Origin of the sequence: Bacteroides sp. AM16-24 (assembly GCF_003471885.1) — a bacterium.
Taxonomy (GTDB): domain Bacteria; phylum Bacteroidota; class Bacteroidia; order Bacteroidales; family Bacteroidaceae; genus Bacteroides.
Map to the genome: position 1 here is coordinate 98,157 of NZ_QRKI01000019.1, position 15,462 is coordinate 113,618.

Below are 15,462 nucleotides of genomic sequence, written 5' to 3' on the forward strand. Positions count from 1 at the left end.
TACTATTTATAATTTGTGATTTATGGCTGAGGAAGCTCTTTATTTTTCTCTCTCTTTCTTTCCCTGCGCTTCACAACCAGAATATCCACGCCGATAACCATCAGCAACGGAATGATAAACCACAAAAGAACGTAACCAATCGTGCGCAAATCACTTTCTTGTTTCTGCTGACCGAGTTCCAGTTTATCCAAGCTATCCGTCAACACATATTCATCCGGCAAACTGTTATCACTCCACTTATTCAGAATAACGCCATCCTTTATCAGCATCAGTCCGGGATTGGAACGGATAATGGTCTTCAAAGTGATGTCGTCCATCTGGCAGAAAGGATATTCCGCTCCGGTCTTGTCACGCCACAATTCTATTTGTTCCTCTGGCGAAGAAGTCAGGGCATAAAAGCCATAACCATGCTCCACACTGTAATCATAGATCTCATTAATAAGGTCTATATCGCTATCGTCAGCTCCTTCAATACGATGAGCTACCAACAGGAATGTGTATCCCTTATCTGATAAAATGCTATCGGTCAAATCCTCTCCGGTTTCCAGACTCACAATAGAGAAGTCATGAATCGGAGGTTCGTATCCTTTTTCCTTCAACACCGTACGTGTTTCAACAAACGTCCATGTGCTGTCCGGGTAGTTATCCAGTGTAAACTCCTGCTTTTTCCCGTCTTTCTCCAGAATGAACTTGCTCTCAAACACACTGGGTTTTGCTCCTTCGGGGATTTCCATACCTTCTTTGATATTCTTTCCGACCTTATAAGGACGGAAATCAAGAATGGGCAGATTGTCCAGGCAATAGAACGAAAGCACAAACACGAAAAAAAACGTATACATGGAAACCATCCATGCCATTTTTGCCGTAATAAAGCGGATGATTTGTTTTCCACCTTTGAAGACAGATACGGCTGCAATAAGCAATACTACATTCTTGCCGAACGTTTCCCAGTTTGTCAACACCCATGCATCACCGAAACAACCACAATCAGCCACCGGATTCGCTAATGCCAGATACAGTGTCAGCGGTGTCATCACGATCATCAACAACAGTGCCAGAGTCGTAGCAAACCTCCGCCGTATACCGAAGAACAGGAATACTCCCACTGAGAATTCCAAAGCCGACAATACGATGGCAAACAGTAACTGCAAATATGTAGGAAACCATGCGGCCATTCCGAAAGCCGTCAGATAATCCTGAATCTTATAAAAAGAGCCTAACGGATCGACAGCCTTCACAAAGCCGGAAAAGATGAATACCGCCGCCAGTAAAAAACGGCAAACATTCACCCAGCTCTTCCATATTATATGTTTCTGCTTAGTCTCCAAATTCAATCTTAATCAAACCGAATACGGAATAATTAATCATGTCCATATAATTAGCATCTACTCCTTCCGAAACCAAAGTCTGTCCCGACAGGCTTTCAATCTGTTTCGTACGGTAGATTTTCATCAATATCAGATCAGTATATGAACTGACACGCATGCTGCGCCATGCCTCATCGTAATCATGATTCTTAGCAAGCATTAGATCCAATGAAGTTTTAGCGTATTTGTCATACAATGCCATTGCTTCTTCATTCGTGATATCGGCTGATTCCGCATATCCCAGTTCCAGCTGTATCAATCCGATAATGCCATAGTTGATAATCGCAATGAACTCGGAACGTATTCCTTCGTCCACCAACGTCACTCCTTTGGTTTCAATACTCCTGATACGATTGGCTTTAATAAATATCTGGTCAGTCACGGAAGCCGGACGGAGAATACGCCATGCCGGACCGTAATCATGTAGTTTCTTGGAGAACAAATCACGACAGATGGCTATGACATGCTCAAATTGTTGTTTGGTATCTTTCATTTCTTTACAAATTGGTTGCAAAGGTAGGAATAATTAAAGAAAAAAGAAAAGAGGGCACTCTAAATTATATTAAAGTGCCCTCTCCTTTATGGGTTTATTGATATCTTACGAACAACGTAATACCTGTCCCGGACGTAAGATTGTTTTCCGTGTAATACGATTCAACTGACAAAGCTTGTCAATAGATACTCCCTGGCGGGATGCAATCTTAGACAATGTATCGCCACTCTTCACTTTATAGAACAAACCTTCACCGGAAGCCATGCTACGAGCCGTTCCTTTTGAAGTCTTTGTTTTAGTGAAAGTATAATGATCAGCAACAATATCCTGCTTTTCAAAGTCGAACATTAAAGCAGGGTTGATAGGAATTCCCAGGAAGCGGGTTTCAAAGTGAAGATGCGAACCGGTAGAACGTCCGGTATTGCCACCTAAAGCGATAGGCTCTCCGGCTTTAACCAATTGATTAATTTCTACGATCTGTTTGGACAAGTGCCCATAAACTGTTTCCAGTCCATTGTCATGACGAATAACGATATACTTACCATAGCCACGGCGTCCTTGGTTCTTTACTACACGTACTTTACCATCGAAAGCAGCTCGAATCGTATCACCGATGAATACTTTAACATCCAAGCCATAGTGCATTCTGCGTCTTCTGGGGCGATAACCGAATACATCGGTAATCTTCGTATGCGTGGTAGGCATACAGAAACCTGTCAGGTCTACTTTATAGCTTTCAGGAACGATAGCATCGCCATAAGCTTGTACATACTCATTGTTCCAAGTCGGATATAGACTTAGACCTGGATAAGCAGATTGTTCAGCACGTATCTGTTTCTGTAAAGCCAACGAGTCAACGCTCTTTAGTTTCCTGTCGATGGGGGCTTGTCGGGCAATCAAATCCTGAGAAAAAGAATTCAGGCTGACCATTGCCGTCGCAGCTATTAGGATCGTTTTAATGCAATTGAAATTCATTCCGTTTCGTCATTCTTTTAAAAAATTCTCCCAAAGGTAGTATTTCTTCTCTAAATGAAAAGGCTGTTCTTAACTATTTTTTCGGTAAGGAACTAAAAGGTATATATTAAAACTGTTCCTAACTCCCTGTATATCGGCAAGATAAGAGCCAACATGTTTTACAACATAAAAATGTAAATAAAGTGTATGTTTAACCGTTATTCAACTAATGGAAGCCCAGTTAACGTTAGTTTTCCGAAGTGCTTTCAACTGTCGCCACAGGATTTCATTCTCCGGACGAATACCGGTAGGATCAGCATCCACCACTTCTTCAGCAACATTGCGCACATATTGCAGCAACTGTCCGTCACGTGCTATATCGGCAATTTTCAAGTCGAAGGCAATGCCGCTTTGCTGTGTGCCTTCCAAATCACCGGGACCTCGTAGCTTCAGATCGGCTTCAGCGATTTCAAAGCCGTCATTTGTCCGCACCATAATTTCCAGGCGCTTGCGGGTTTCCTCGACCAACTTGTATCCGGTCACTAAAATACAATAAGACTGTTCCGCTCCACGACCTACACGACCACGCAACTGATGGAGTTGCGACAACCCGAAGCGCTCTGCATTCTCAATAATCATCACGGAAGCATTCGGTACATTTACACCTACCTCAATCACTGTAGTCGCTACCATTATCTGTGCTTCGCCCGAAACAAAAAGCTGCATCTGTGCATCTTTCTCAACCGCTTTCATCTTGCCATGCACTTTGCAGACTCTACAATCCGGGAATTCCTCACAAATATGAAGGTAGCCTTCTTCCAGATTCTTTAAGTCTATTTTCTCACTTTCCTTAATCAAAGGATATACAATATACACCTGTCTGCCCTCTGCAATCTGTCTATGAACGGATTGGTACAAGCTTACACGGTGCGCATCATATTTATGAATAGTCACAATAGGTTTACGTCCCGGCGGCAGTTCATCAATGACAGAGACATCGAGATCACCGTATAATGTCATGGCCAGCGTACGCGGAATAGGGGTAGCTGTCATGACTAGCACATGGGGCGGCTGCACATTCTTAGTCCATAAACGTGCGCGTTGTGCCACACCGAAACGGTGCTGTTCATCTATCACTACCAATCCCAGTGAAGAGAAATTCACGGTATCTTCTATCACGGCATGCGTACCGATCAGTATTCGCACATCTCCCGTTAACAGACCGGTGAGAATGGCTTCCCGCTTCTTTCCTTTCACAGAGCCGGTCAGCAATTCCACACGTATATCCATTCCGTACAATAGCTCGCGGATTGTTTCAAAATGCTGGTTAGCCAGGATTTCGGTAGGCGCCATCATACAAGCCTGATAACCATTATCCAACGCTATCAGCATACTCATCAGTGCCACCAGCGTTTTCCCACTACCTACATCCCCCTGCAACAGACGATTCATTTGCTTACCGCTGCCCACATCCCGGCGTATTTCTTTCAGTACACGCTTCTGGGCACCTGTCAGTTCGAAAGGCAGATTCTTGGCATAGAAAGTATTGAATATCTCTCCCACCGTTTCAAATACATATCCACGGTATTTCCGTTGCCTATCTTTTGCATAGCGGAGAATATTCAACTGTACATAAAAAAGTTCTTCAAACTTCAAACGATATTGCGCTTTACGGAGCAGTTCCGGATTTGCCGGAAAATGGATATTCATCAAAGCTTCCGTCAGCGGCATCAAATGATGTTCTGTCAATATAGCGGAAGAAAGCGTTTCGGGCAACGGTTCGTGGAGTTGCTGCACTACGGCGCTCATCATCTTCTCAATTGCATGAGAATTGAGAGAACTCCGCTTCATTTTCTCCGTTGTATTATAATAAGGTTGCAATCCCATTGTCGAGAGCTTCAACTCCGAAGCATTATCGATATCCGGATGAGCAATGTTGATCCGTCCGTTGAAGACGCTGGGTTTACCAAATACAATATATTCCTGATGTACCTTATACTTACCGACGAGAAATTTAATTCCCTGAAACCAGACTAAATCCACAATCCCCGTACCATCTGAGAAATGGGCAATCAGACGGCGCTGCCTACCTTCTCCAATCGTCTCAAAGCCCAGGATTTCACCTTTTAGCTGGATATAAGGCATCGTACCGTCTATTTCATGGATATAATAGATACGGCTACGGTCTACATATTTATAGGGGAAATAATACAATAAGTCGTGAAGGGAATAGATATTCAATTCCTTATTGAGTACTGAGGCACGTTGCGGCCCTACACCCGACAGGTATTTTATGTCACGAGAAGCTAAATCAAACATGAATCCAACAAAGCAGCGGCTATTTTCAAATCAAAGGGGGTCGTAATTTTAATGTTTTCCCGATTACCTGCCGCGAGGTATACAGATGCTCCCATCGCTTCCACTACAGAAGCGTCGTCCGTAAAGAAAGAAGCATAAGGTTGTTCATAGGCCTGTTTCAGTAAATCGGCATCAAACACCTGGGGAGTCTGTACCAATTTATACTCATCCCGGCTGACGGTCACACTTTCTTCTCCTTTAAGATGGCGTATAGTCTCCACCACATCTGTCACGGGAATCACCGCTTTTTTTTCGGCAGCCAATTCATAACAGCGGGCTATGACTTCCCGGGAAACAAACGGGCGTACCCCATCATGGACACCAACCAATCCCGGAGTAGTAACGTGAGCCAATCCGTTCTTTACCGAATGAAAGCGGGTTTCACCTCCATCCGCTACTGTATGCGGCAAAGAAAAAGAATGCTCCGCACATAGCTCCTTCCAATAAGACTGCTGACTATGCGGGAGCACTAATATTATATGTATCTCCGGATTGTAGTCATAAAAGGCTTCCAAAGTACGCATCAAAACAGGTTTTCCACCTATAGGCAGAAATTGTTTGGGAAGTTCACCTCCCATGCGCAACCCTTTACCACCGGCAACTATCAGAGCATACTGAACCATAAATCAATTAACACACATTGCCTCTTTCAGTTCCTGTACCTTCTCTTTTCCGAGCATCATATCTACCACCGTCAGAGCAAATTCCATCGCAGCACCCGGTCCTTTTCCAGTAATGATATTACCGTCTCTTTCCACCGGAGCACCGGTACATTCAGCACCTTCCAGGTATTGTTCGAAGCCTGGATAGCAAGTTGCCTTGCGGCCTTTCAGCAAGCCGAGTTTACCCAATATCATAGGAGCAGCACAAATGGCAGCAATCGGTTTATTCTTTTCTGCAAAGTCTAAAACCAGTTTACGTAGTTCCGGGCACTTTTCCAAAGTAGCTGCACCAGGCATTCCACCGGGTAAAAGAACTAAATCTGCGTCATAAAAATCACAGTTCACTACATTCTTATCGCAAAGCACCGGTACATCATGTGCACCAGTTACTATCTCATCGGGAGTCACCGTAATCATTTCCACGTTCAGCCCTGCACGTCTCATTACATCCACAGAGGTGAAAGCTTCCACTTCTTCAAATCCGTCTGCAAAAAAAACATAAACTGTACCCATAATTGTTCTCCTTATTATTTTAGATTAAAGTAATATGTTATCGTTCCTGTCTGGTTATTCAAACCCTCTACTTTATTGAAACGCGCTTTCTTAGCAGCATCTTCAGCCGCTTTCCGCAAAGCAGGATTTACGGTATTGGTCTGTCGGTTGATGCTGGTAGCAATTACATATCCCGCAGGATTCACAGTAATCGTAACCACCACTCTGCCCTCGTCCTGTACGTTATATGTCGGACGCGGCAAACCTCCTTGTCCTATAGAACGTCCGCCGAGGTCAAAAGTTCCATAACCTCCCGTTCCGCTCGACGCACCTTCCGGTGCATTTCCGGTGGGACTTCCCTGGATACCTGTTCCCTCAGTCTTACCTTTGCTTCCCATTTGCGCTCCTTTTCCGAAGGCACCTGCCACCCTCTTGCGGGCAGCCTCTTCCGCCTCCCTGCGTTCCCGCTCAGCTTTAGCTTCCGCCAACTTCCGGGCTTCTTCCGCTTTCTCGGCTTCCGTCTTCTCCGGTTTTTCCGGCTTCTTCTTTACTTCTTCCTTTTTAGGTTCCGCTTTGGGCTTGATAACAACGGTTTCTTCATCCTCCTGTGTAAGCATCTCCTGTTCTACCGTCTCCTGTACTTTAGGAGCAACGGTCTCGGGCATCACATCCACTTTTACCAGGGAAGGGTCAGCACTTCCAAATGCATTGGGCACTTCACCCAGCATTACCGGCATACCGTCTTCATCCTGCTGCTCCGGCAAAGCGAAGCCCACCAGTATCAACAGGAGAATGAACGCTACATGTACCAGCAACGCACCTACTATTCCTATATATTTGCCTTTCTTCTTCGGATTCACCATTGCCATTTACTATTTAACCATTTACAATGTACAATTTAGCCATCGTACATTTATTTGCTTTCCGGCGGCCGTGTAGCCAGCACCATCTTGAACTTATTCTCATTGGCAATATTCAGCACTTTCACGATCTCCCGGTAAGGCACAGCTTCATCAGCATAAAGCGCCACATACATTTCCGGTTCTTTCGCAGCGCACGATTGCAGGAAAGGAGTCAATTCTTCCAAAGAAATCGCCTGCTCCTTATCATTTCCAAACGCCGCGTAAAAATTCAGGTCCTTATCGATAATAACCCGCGTCAAGGGCTTAGCCGACGTCTGCTGTTTTCCCTGCGGAAGCAACACCTTGATAGCATTCGGCGAAACAACCGTAGACGTGATCATAAAGAAGATCAGCAACAGGAAGATGACGTCCGTCATGGATGCCATACTGAAATTGGGCGATATTTTAGCTCTACGTTGTAACACGCTTAGTTCAATTATTAATTACTAATTATTAATTACTTAGGAAGCGGGTTCATTCAAGAGGTCCATGAATGCCATGGTCTTAGCCTCCATCTTATTCACCACGCCGTCCACCAGAGTCACGAGGTAGTTATAGGCAAACATCGCAATAATACCCACGATCAAGCCACCTACCGTAGTGATCATAGCTTCGTAGATACCGCCCGAAAGCAATGTGATATCGATGTTGTTGCCTGCATTGGCCATTTCGTAAAAAGCACGCACCATACCGGTCACCGTACCGAGGAAACCAATCATCGGCGCACCTCCGGAGATGGTTGCCATAATCGTCAATCCTTTTTCCAGTTTCGCTACCTCAATATTTCCCACATTCTCAATGGCAGCCTGCACATCATTCACCGGACGTCCCAAACGGCTGATACCTTTCTCAATCATACGGGCAGCCGGAGTATTTACGCTGCGGCAATAGGCTATGGCAGCTTTTATTTCTCCATCCAAGATATAATCCTTTATCTTATCCATGAACATCGGGTCCTCTTTGCCGGCTTTCCTGATCACATAGTTGCGTTCGAACAAGATGTAGAAACAAAGAATGGACAGCAGGCCAAGAACGATCATAATCCAACCACCCTTGACAGCCATACTCCATAAGTTCATCTCTTCAGGACCAGCTACCGGAGTCAATACCGGATTGGCGCCCGCAATAGAATCGGTCAGCGCCGGAGCCACTTGGGCTAATAACAACATTACATTCATCAACGAAGACAGTTTTTATATTCCTGAATGGTACGTTCCAATCCCAGATACAGAGCATCGCTTATCAGCGAGTGTCCGATAGAGACTTCATCCATCCATGGAATGTTTTGATATAAATAATTCAGATTCACCAAACTCAGGTCATGACCGGCATTCAGCCCCAGCCCCAGACTACGTGCCACTTTGGCTGCCTCTACAAAAGGAGCAACGGCGGCTTCCTTATTCTGCGGATAAGCGGTCGCATAGGGTTCGGTATAGAGTTCCACCCGGTCGGCACCAGCCTTGGCAGCATACTCTATCATCTCCGCATCCGCCGATACAAATACGGAAGTACGGATGCCTGCATCATTAAATGTATCGAGCACTTCAGTCAGAAATTCCAGATTCTGCTTGGTATCCCAACCTGCGTTAGAAGTCAGCTGAGTCGGACTATCCGGAACCAGAGTCACCTGATGCGGTTTCACTTTCAATACCAGGTCAATAAATTCGGGGGCAGGATATCCTTCGATATTAAATTCAGTACGAAGCAACGGGCGAAGATCATACACATCCCTCTGGCGTATATGACGTTCATCAGGGCGTGGATGTACGGTAATTCCTTCCGCACCGAAGCTTTCACAATCCAAGGCTACCTTCACCACATTAGGTACATCCCCTCCACGCGCATTACGCAACGTCGCAATCTTGTTTATGTTTACACTTAATCTAGTCATAATTCGGATCATAGTTTGCCGCAAATGTACAAATAATAGCGATACATTGGCAGCGTTCTGAGAAAAAAACACCATATTTGCATTTCATTAAGAAAGTACAGACGATGAAATTTGCCATATTTGGAAATACTTACCAAGCCAAAAAATCAACACATGCGGAAACTTTATTCCGCTTGCTGGAACGGCGTAATGCCCAGCTTTGCATTTGCAGGGAGTTCTATAACTTCCTGACTTCCGACCTGCACATGACTATCGCTTCCGCCGAACTCTTTGACGGAGACGATTTTACAGCAGATATGGTCATCAGTATCGGGGGCGACGGTACGTTCCTAAAAGCAGCCAGCCGGGTAGGCAAAAAGAATATCCCCATTCTGGGCATCAATACCGGCCGCCTCGGTTTCCTGGCAGACATTTCTCCGGAAGAGATGGAAGAGACTTTCGATGAGATTTATAATAACCACTACAAGGTGGAAGAACGCAGCGTGTTGCAATTACATTGTGATGATAAAAAATTGATGGAATCGCCTTATGCACTCAATGAAATTGCTGTATTGAAACGCGACAGTTCTTCAATGATCAGTATTCATACTGCTATCAATGGGGCCCATCTCACCACTTATCAAGCGGACGGGCTGGTGGTATCCACCCCTACCGGTTCCACAGCTTATTCGCTGAGTGTCGGTGGTCCGGTTATCGTGCCTCATAGCAAAACGATCGCTATCACTCCGGTGGCTCCGCATAGCCTGAATGTCCGTCCTATCGTCATTTGTGATGATTGGGAAATCACCCTTGATGTTGAAAGTCGCAGCCACAATTTTCTGGTTGCCATCGACGGGCGTAGTGAATCCTGCAAAGAGACAACCCGCTTGCGAATCTCACGGGCTGATTACAGTATTAAGGTAATCAAGCGCTTCAATCATATTTTCTTTGATACGCTTCGCAATAAATTGATGTGGGGGGCGGATGTAAGATAAATAACATTATCAGACTACTTCTGAGATTGAATACATGGCAAAATTAGGGGGTTGATTCCTGATGGAATCAACCCCCTAATAATTTATTTATGTATGAAATAGTTTTCCCAATTAGAGAGCACCTACCTCTTTCAATGCAGCGTTGGTTCCGTGAACAGCTTTAGCGCTGGCAGCAAATTTTTCTTTTTCGTCAGCAGTCAGTTCCAGTTCAACGATTTTTTCAATACCGTTCTTGCCCAGGATAACGGGAACACCGATACAAAGATCAGATTCACCATATTCGCCTTCCAGCAATACAGAGCAAGGAATCATCTTCTTCTGGTTGTGAATGATAGACTCAACTACATAAGCTCCTGCTGCACCCGGCGCATACCATGCGGAAGTACCCAGCAACTTAGTCAGAGTTGCACCACCTACCATAGTAGAAGCAACAACTTCGCTCAATTTTTCTTCGCTCAACAGTGCGCTAACCGGCTGTCCTTTGTATGTAGCCAGACGAGCCAAAGGAATCATAGTTGTATCACCATGACCACCGATTACCATACCTTCTACTTCGTTTGCATTGCAACCCAAAGCCTGAGACAGGAAGTATTTGAAACGAGAGCTATCCAAAGCACCACCCATACCGATAACGCGGTTCTTAGGCAGACCCAAAGATTTCAATGCCAGATAAGTCATTGTATCCATCGGATTAGAAATAACTACAAGGATAGCGTTGGGAGAATATTTCAATGCATTTTCTGCAACAGTTTTCACGATACCGGCATTTACACCGATCAACTCTTCACGAGTCATACCCGGCTTACGGGGAATACCTGATGTGATAACGATAACGTCAGAGTTTGCAGTCTTCTCATAATCGTTGGTGCAACCTACAATAGTGGTATCAAAACCCAACAATTGAGCAGTCTGCATCATATCCATTGCCTTACCTTCCGAAACGCCTTCTTTAACATCCAGCATTACCACTTCGTCAGCCACTTCATTAAAGGCCAACACATTAGCGCATGTAGCACCTACGTTACCTGCACCTACTACGGTTACTTTTGACATAATCTTCAATTTTTTGTTTATATGTGTTATAAAGTTGCGACAAAAGTACAACGACATTCGTAATTAAGGAAATTTTTCCGTAATAATTTTAGTTAAATACTTCATCCGAAGGGCAACAGACGAACTATCTTCTCCATCGTCCGCCTTCACAACTCAGATAGTATCGGTGTAACGGCACTCCACCAACGAAAAGTCGACTCTTATTTTTTCCCAACTGGAGAATTTTATTTTCCCAACTGGGAAAAAATATTTTCCTAACCGGGTAATGAATTAAGTGAAATAGGTGAGAAAGGAAAGGGATGAAAATGTATAGTCTTATTGCAGCCTACCCGTGATATTAAGTGTTATGCACTCCGAAGGGGCATTGGTATAAACTTGCACGGACTTGTTAAAGTATTCAGGACGACGACCACGTCCGTCGTAGAAGACACGAATGTGCGACTGCTGTCCGGAGGCTATGGGGGTACGGGGGAAAACAGCCTTGGTGCAGTGACATGAGGCTTTTATGCCCAGCACCACCAACATACCTCGGCCGGTGTTGCGAAATACAAAATCGAAAGAGTCGACGGGCTGCGAAAGGGGGATGACGCCAAAATCGTGTGCGGTGTCGGTGAAACAGATATCGGCTGACGGTAGCCTGTGCGAAGCGGAAGGAGAGGAAGTCCGATTGCGACAGGAAGCGCACAAAACGAGAAGCAACAGAAAAACTGTAACATAAAGGTAAGTATATATTCGTTTCATATTATACAGAAGAATTTAAAGTTGAAGGATGAAAGATAAGGAATTATAGATCAGGAATAAAACAATCCTCTTTGCAACGTCGCTGCAATTCCCTTGCAGCCTTTTTAGTGCATTTTTTACTGATTATAAACAAAATACATCATTCCAAAGCAGGAATTCTATCCGTCTCCTCAAAGGGAAGAGAGGGAAGATATTCCCTTCCGGATATCTTCCCTCTCTTTATCGGTAAATTTGCGGTCAGGAAAAATTCCCCTGTATCCGTAAAATCTGCGTGCAATCTTGTTTATTGGATTTTTACTGTAGGCCAGCCACCATTGTTGGTTCCAGTTAAAACACCCAAGCTTCCTACGTTTACAGTAGCACGGAAATTAGTGCTCGTGCCCAATGCTTCACGAGTGAATATGCCAGCTTCACAACTGAATTGACCAGCAATGTCTGTTGTGGTCTGGTTGGCGAATGTCACCTCACCAGCCTTCTGAGTGAAGTTCCCACCCACAGTGTTCGGAGAACCATTAGAATCAAACGTTCCGGAAGTTAGCACGTTGCCCACCACATTGAACGTCTGATCACTGATAAACTCAGCATCGGTAGCATTGTTTAAATCCTCAGTCACTGTCATCTTATTTGCCTTGTGATTTGTTGTACCTTCATTGTTCAGGTTGCCTCCAATCTCTACTTCAGTCTTTTCGGCTGTATAATTGACATCAGCAGTGAATTCAGCCTCAGCTTCTACGTTCACGTCACCCTTAGTTTTCAGCACACCGTCTTTCACAAGCAGGCTACTTTCGCTGCGAACAGTCACACAGTGACCGAAGTACTTCTCTTCACCTTTGTTGTCAGCACCCAAAGCTTTAAAGAGGATAGGCTTTCCTGCAGCCACATACACATCTTTGTCTTGCAGCTTATTATTCGGGTCAACTTTAGACAGATCATAGTATTTAGCATCCATATCCAGAATTTCGACAACATTTGTAGAAGGTTCTTCCACTGCGTCTGTCAGGGCAAAATTCAGTCTTTCGGCAGAAGCCACTTTAGATACATAGATACCTTTTACTTTCAAATCTGTAGCATAAATCACGCCTTCATATGTCATATTGTTGCCATCACCTTGACCGTTAATTACCGGATAGCCACCTACCTGACCACTCAACTGGTCGATAAACAAACCTTTGTTTTCCATGGAATGCTTGTTCCAGTTCACGATACCGTTGTTGTCAATAATACCGTTATTGGTAGAATTTCCGGTCACACTCAGACGACCGTCCAAGTCGGATGCTTCATTATCCTTGATGTTCTTGGTAATAATCAAAGCATCAGTACTCTTGTTGGTCAGATTTTCTACATACATTTCGGTATTGCCTTCAATGCTGATTTTACCACCCTTATTCTCGGAAGTCTCGTTTACCAATGTAGTAACTTTGGTATTGATGATGCGGCTCTTAAGATCAGAATAAGCAGGAGCTGTGGCTTGGAAATTCATCAATTCAGTTTCCAATGATACGTCCAATGTAATGGCTTTTGAAAGAATGGTACCGTTGTTGTTCAGCGTGCCAATTGTGACGTCCGTTGCCGTTCCGCCCAGTAAGAAGAGGCAGGCTGCATCGGTTGTCTTCTGCTTGCTGACGGCATATTCGTCGAACTTGTTTTCCAGAGTGGTAATATTGATTTCAGCTCCGCTATTATCGCCCGTTACATTACCAAGTAGCAAAGCACCATGGTTTACTACGTTCTCCATGTCAACTTTGACAATTTTTCCTTGTTTACCACCAATAGCGAGTTTGCCTACTTCTAAGCCGCAGCAGCCCATACCTTCAATGATGACATCCACATCAATGTCCAGTTTGGCATCGTTGTTGTCACTCTTAATGTTGATGTACTGTCCTTCGGCAATGGTCAGTGTAGCGTCAAAATCACTTATGATGTTGATGTCCTTGTTGAAGAACAAGGTTTGGAAATTACCAATGTAATTCAAATCACCATAATTTTCTGCATTCACGCTTTCCAGTCTCACGTTGTTCAGCAGCTGGATGGTATTCACATCAGTTGCGCTACCGTTTGCATAAATCTTAGCCATTGCGCTTATAAACGAAGCTTCGTCCACTACCATGTATTCATTCTTGAATACAACATCTTTTAAATCGATGCTATGGATGCTTGCCTTATTCGGTTGGATAGTTTTTACGCCATCTGCAATTGCTTCACTCGTGATGGTATAAGTCTGGTCTTTGTCGTTTACCAGCACAATCATCAGGTCATCAATTGTCTGCGGAAGAACGGGGATAACCACTGTCTCTATTTCATCTTTTGTCACAGTAGCATATTTATTATCACCTTCTTCCAGGTTTACGAATACAGAATTTTTAGTCAATCCCTCACCTACGAAGAGAGAAGAACCGCTACCCAGATCGGCTGAGCTTGCGCTCTGACCTTCAGCGTCAAGTCCTTTCAATGCAGCCACACAAGCCTTGGTGTTCAGCATTTGGCTATAAACGATACCTGTTTTCGGAGAATAGAAGATAACGGTTTTGATATTGTTAGATTGATTAACATCACTGTTCGTCAACTTCACACCGAAGAAACCTGACAGTGTCTTCGATGAAACTTTCGAAGCCTCCATACCACCGTTGTACTGTCTGATATATCCGATGGCAAACCCATACTTAGAAGTGGCTGCATAAGCATCACCATCTACATTGATGTTAAATTCAACGGGTTCTTCTGCAATGATAGAGCCTTTGGTGAATTTATCTGTATAAGGATAGTAAGCCAAATATTCACCGGCAAATACAGAAGTATTCTCTGTCTTGAATAAGCCCTTACCCAAATTCAGCACACCAGTACTTTCCTCGTGTTCTGTTTTAGTGTAAGCACCTTTTGCGCCTGTCGCTCTATTGTCCTCTGTATAATATTTGTTGTATCTGCCTCCCGTCAAACTACCACTAAAGTCAGCTACTGGAGTACCCTCACCTACGATGTAAGCACCATTTGCCAAAGTTTCTTCTGCACATTCCACTCCGCTGGGTTTTGTGGCATTGACATCCAACCATCCCACATGTTCAAACTTCACGTTAGAATAAACATTGGCGGTCAGGGCATCTTCTGTGGTAATGACACCATAGCCCGGCTCGTCAATGTTTCTACCTGTCCAACAAAGACCGATTTTCTGGTTGCTATCTTCTAGGATATTACCGTTTTCATTCACACTTTCCGGCATCCATACAAAATTGCCCAAAGGAGAGAGAGCGCGTGTGCCTGCTTCTGCGCCAACACTCATAGACAACAAACCGGAAGAAACCAACTTCCCGTTCTTCAAGCCTTCTGCATATTCATTGCTCTGCCACTCGTCATTGGAGCAGCCTGCAAACATTGCAGAAGCGAGAGTAAATAATAAAATTTTGTTTGCTTTCATTTTATTTGTCTTTAATTACAATTGCTACTTTTTATAATTCAGGTGCTTGTTCACCATCTTCACCAGGAACTGGGCTTGCTGCAAAACCTAATTCTACTTCTATCTCCAGAACCATCACTTCCGGAGCCTCATACTTCATTTCCTTTTCTACTTTCATAATCATAAA

At 44.2% G+C, this 15,462-nt stretch carries 14 protein-coding genes; 1 reads left to right on the forward strand and 13 read right to left on the reverse strand.

The genetic code is table 11. The features are described 5' to 3' along the window. Nucleotides 1-20 precede the first annotated feature (20 nt). From DW182_RS22600 to DW182_RS18640, 10 genes are all read right to left on the reverse strand, one after another. Nucleotides 21-1,328, reverse strand: coding sequence for a BT_3928 family protein (locus tag DW182_RS22600; RefSeq protein WP_118296469.1), 1,308 nt, complete (start codon nucleotides 1,326-1,328; stop codon nucleotides 21-23). Continuing rightward, entirely contained in the window at nucleotides 1,318-1,860 is a 543-nt protein-coding gene (locus DW182_RS18600) for a DUF1599 domain-containing protein (protein WP_118296470.1), read from the reverse strand. The genes DW182_RS22600 and DW182_RS18600 overlap by 11 nt, the downstream gene beginning before the upstream one ends. Nucleotides 1,861-1,965: 105 nt before the next feature. Then, a complete protein-coding gene (locus tag DW182_RS18605) occupies nucleotides 1,966-2,835 on the reverse strand; it encodes a M23 family metallopeptidase (protein WP_007659724.1) in 870 nt (289 codons plus the stop codon). 201 nt (nucleotides 2,836-3,036) lie between these two features. Further along, a complete protein-coding gene (gene recG, locus DW182_RS18610) occupies nucleotides 3,037-5,133 on the reverse strand; it encodes an ATP-dependent DNA helicase RecG (protein ID WP_117693843.1) in 2,097 nt (698 codons plus the stop codon). Further along, entirely contained in the window at nucleotides 5,121-5,795 is a 675-nt protein-coding gene (locus DW182_RS18615; protein ID WP_118296471.1) for a 2-C-methyl-D-erythritol 4-phosphate cytidylyltransferase, read from the reverse strand. The genes recG and DW182_RS18615 overlap by 13 nt, the downstream gene beginning before the upstream one ends. A 3-nt stretch (nucleotides 5,796-5,798) precedes the next feature. Then, a complete protein-coding gene (locus tag DW182_RS18620; protein ID WP_044266135.1) occupies nucleotides 5,799-6,347 on the reverse strand; it encodes a DJ-1 family glyoxalase III in 549 nt (182 codons plus the stop codon). Nucleotides 6,348-6,361: 14 nt separating this feature from the next. Next, nucleotides 6,362-7,189: a TonB family protein gene (locus tag DW182_RS18625; protein WP_117693877.1), complete on the reverse strand. Its 828-nt coding sequence runs from the start codon at nucleotides 7,187-7,189 to the stop codon at nucleotides 6,362-6,364. A gap of 50 nt (nucleotides 7,190-7,239) precedes the next feature. Beyond that, complete coding sequence (locus tag DW182_RS18630) at nucleotides 7,240-7,653, reverse strand: biopolymer transporter ExbD (protein ID WP_181982215.1); 414 nt, start codon at nucleotides 7,651-7,653, stop codon at nucleotides 7,240-7,242. Nucleotides 7,654-7,689: 36 nt separating this feature from the next. Beyond that, a complete protein-coding gene (locus DW182_RS18635) occupies nucleotides 7,690-8,406 on the reverse strand; it encodes a MotA/TolQ/ExbB proton channel family protein (protein WP_007659717.1) in 717 nt (238 codons plus the stop codon). Next, nucleotides 8,406-9,119 (reverse strand): pyridoxine 5'-phosphate synthase, encoded by a 714-nt coding sequence (locus tag DW182_RS18640; RefSeq protein ID WP_060408294.1) that lies wholly within the window; start codon nucleotides 9,117-9,119, stop codon nucleotides 8,406-8,408. Before DW182_RS18640 ends, DW182_RS18635 begins: the two co-directional genes overlap by 1 nt. 104 nt (nucleotides 9,120-9,223) lie before the next feature. On the opposite strand from DW182_RS18640, the gene DW182_RS18645 reads away from it, so the two are divergent. Beyond that, a complete protein-coding gene (locus DW182_RS18645; protein WP_007659715.1) occupies nucleotides 9,224-10,093 on the forward strand; it encodes an NAD kinase in 870 nt (289 codons plus the stop codon). Nucleotides 10,094-10,204: 111 nt separating this feature from the next. Here the strand turns inward: DW182_RS18645 and mdh are convergent, their stop codons facing one another. The 3 genes from mdh to DW182_RS18660 all read right to left on the reverse strand — a co-directional run bounded on the left by mdh (nucleotide 10,205) and on the right by DW182_RS18660 (nucleotide 15,296). Continuing rightward, nucleotides 10,205-11,146 (reverse strand): malate dehydrogenase, encoded by a 942-nt coding sequence (gene mdh / locus DW182_RS18650; RefSeq protein WP_118296483.1) that lies wholly within the window; start codon nucleotides 11,144-11,146, stop codon nucleotides 10,205-10,207. A gap of 315 nt (nucleotides 11,147-11,461) precedes the next feature. Then, nucleotides 11,462-11,887 (reverse strand): DUF1573 domain-containing protein, encoded by a 426-nt coding sequence (locus DW182_RS18655; protein ID WP_118296472.1) that lies wholly within the window; start codon nucleotides 11,885-11,887, stop codon nucleotides 11,462-11,464. Between the two features lie 283 nt (nucleotides 11,888-12,170). Next, complete coding sequence (locus tag DW182_RS18660) at nucleotides 12,171-15,296, reverse strand: hypothetical protein (RefSeq protein WP_118296473.1); 3,126 nt, start codon at nucleotides 15,294-15,296, stop codon at nucleotides 12,171-12,173. Between the last annotated feature and the right edge of the window lie 166 nt (nucleotides 15,297-15,462).

What these genes read in the sequence shown, in the direction of transcription:
- DW182_RS18600 (WP_118296470.1), bottom strand. Translation starts at nt 1,860, where the DNA reads ATGAAAGATACCAAACAACAATTTGAGCATGTCATAGCCATCTGTCGT.
- DW182_RS18605 (WP_007659724.1), bottom strand. Translation starts at nt 2,835, where the DNA reads ATGAATTTCAATTGCATTAAAACGATCCTAATAGCTGCGACGGCAATG.
- DW182_RS18640 (WP_060408294.1), bottom strand. Translation starts at nt 9,119, where the DNA reads ATGACTAGATTAAGTGTAAACATAAACAAGATTGCGACGTTGCGTAAT.
- DW182_RS18655 (WP_118296472.1), bottom strand. Translation starts at nt 11,887, where the DNA reads ATGAAACGAATATATACTTACCTTTATGTTACAGTTTTTCTGTTGCTT.
- DW182_RS18625 (WP_117693877.1), bottom strand. Translation starts at nt 7,189, where the DNA reads ATGGTGAATCCGAAGAAGAAAGGCAAATATATAGGAATAGTAGGTGCG.
- DW182_RS18660 (WP_118296473.1), bottom strand. Translation starts at nt 15,296, where the DNA reads ATGAAAGCAAACAAAATTTTATTATTTACTCTCGCTTCTGCAATGTTT.
- recG (WP_117693843.1), bottom strand. Translation starts at nt 5,133, where the DNA reads ATGTTTGATTTAGCTTCTCGTGACATAAAATACCTGTCGGGTGTAGGG.
- DW182_RS18615 (WP_118296471.1), bottom strand. Translation starts at nt 5,795, where the DNA reads ATGGTTCAGTATGCTCTGATAGTTGCCGGTGGTAAAGGGTTGCGCATG.
- mdh (WP_118296483.1), bottom strand. Translation starts at nt 11,146, where the DNA reads ATGTCAAAAGTAACCGTAGTAGGTGCAGGTAACGTAGGTGCTACATGC.
- DW182_RS18645 (WP_007659715.1), top strand. Translation starts at nt 9,224, where the DNA reads ATGAAATTTGCCATATTTGGAAATACTTACCAAGCCAAAAAATCAACA.
- DW182_RS18635 (WP_007659717.1), bottom strand. Translation starts at nt 8,406, where the DNA reads ATGAATGTAATGTTGTTATTAGCCCAAGTGGCTCCGGCGCTGACCGAT.
- DW182_RS18620 (WP_044266135.1), bottom strand. Translation starts at nt 6,347, where the DNA reads ATGGGTACAGTTTATGTTTTTTTTGCAGACGGATTTGAAGAAGTGGAA.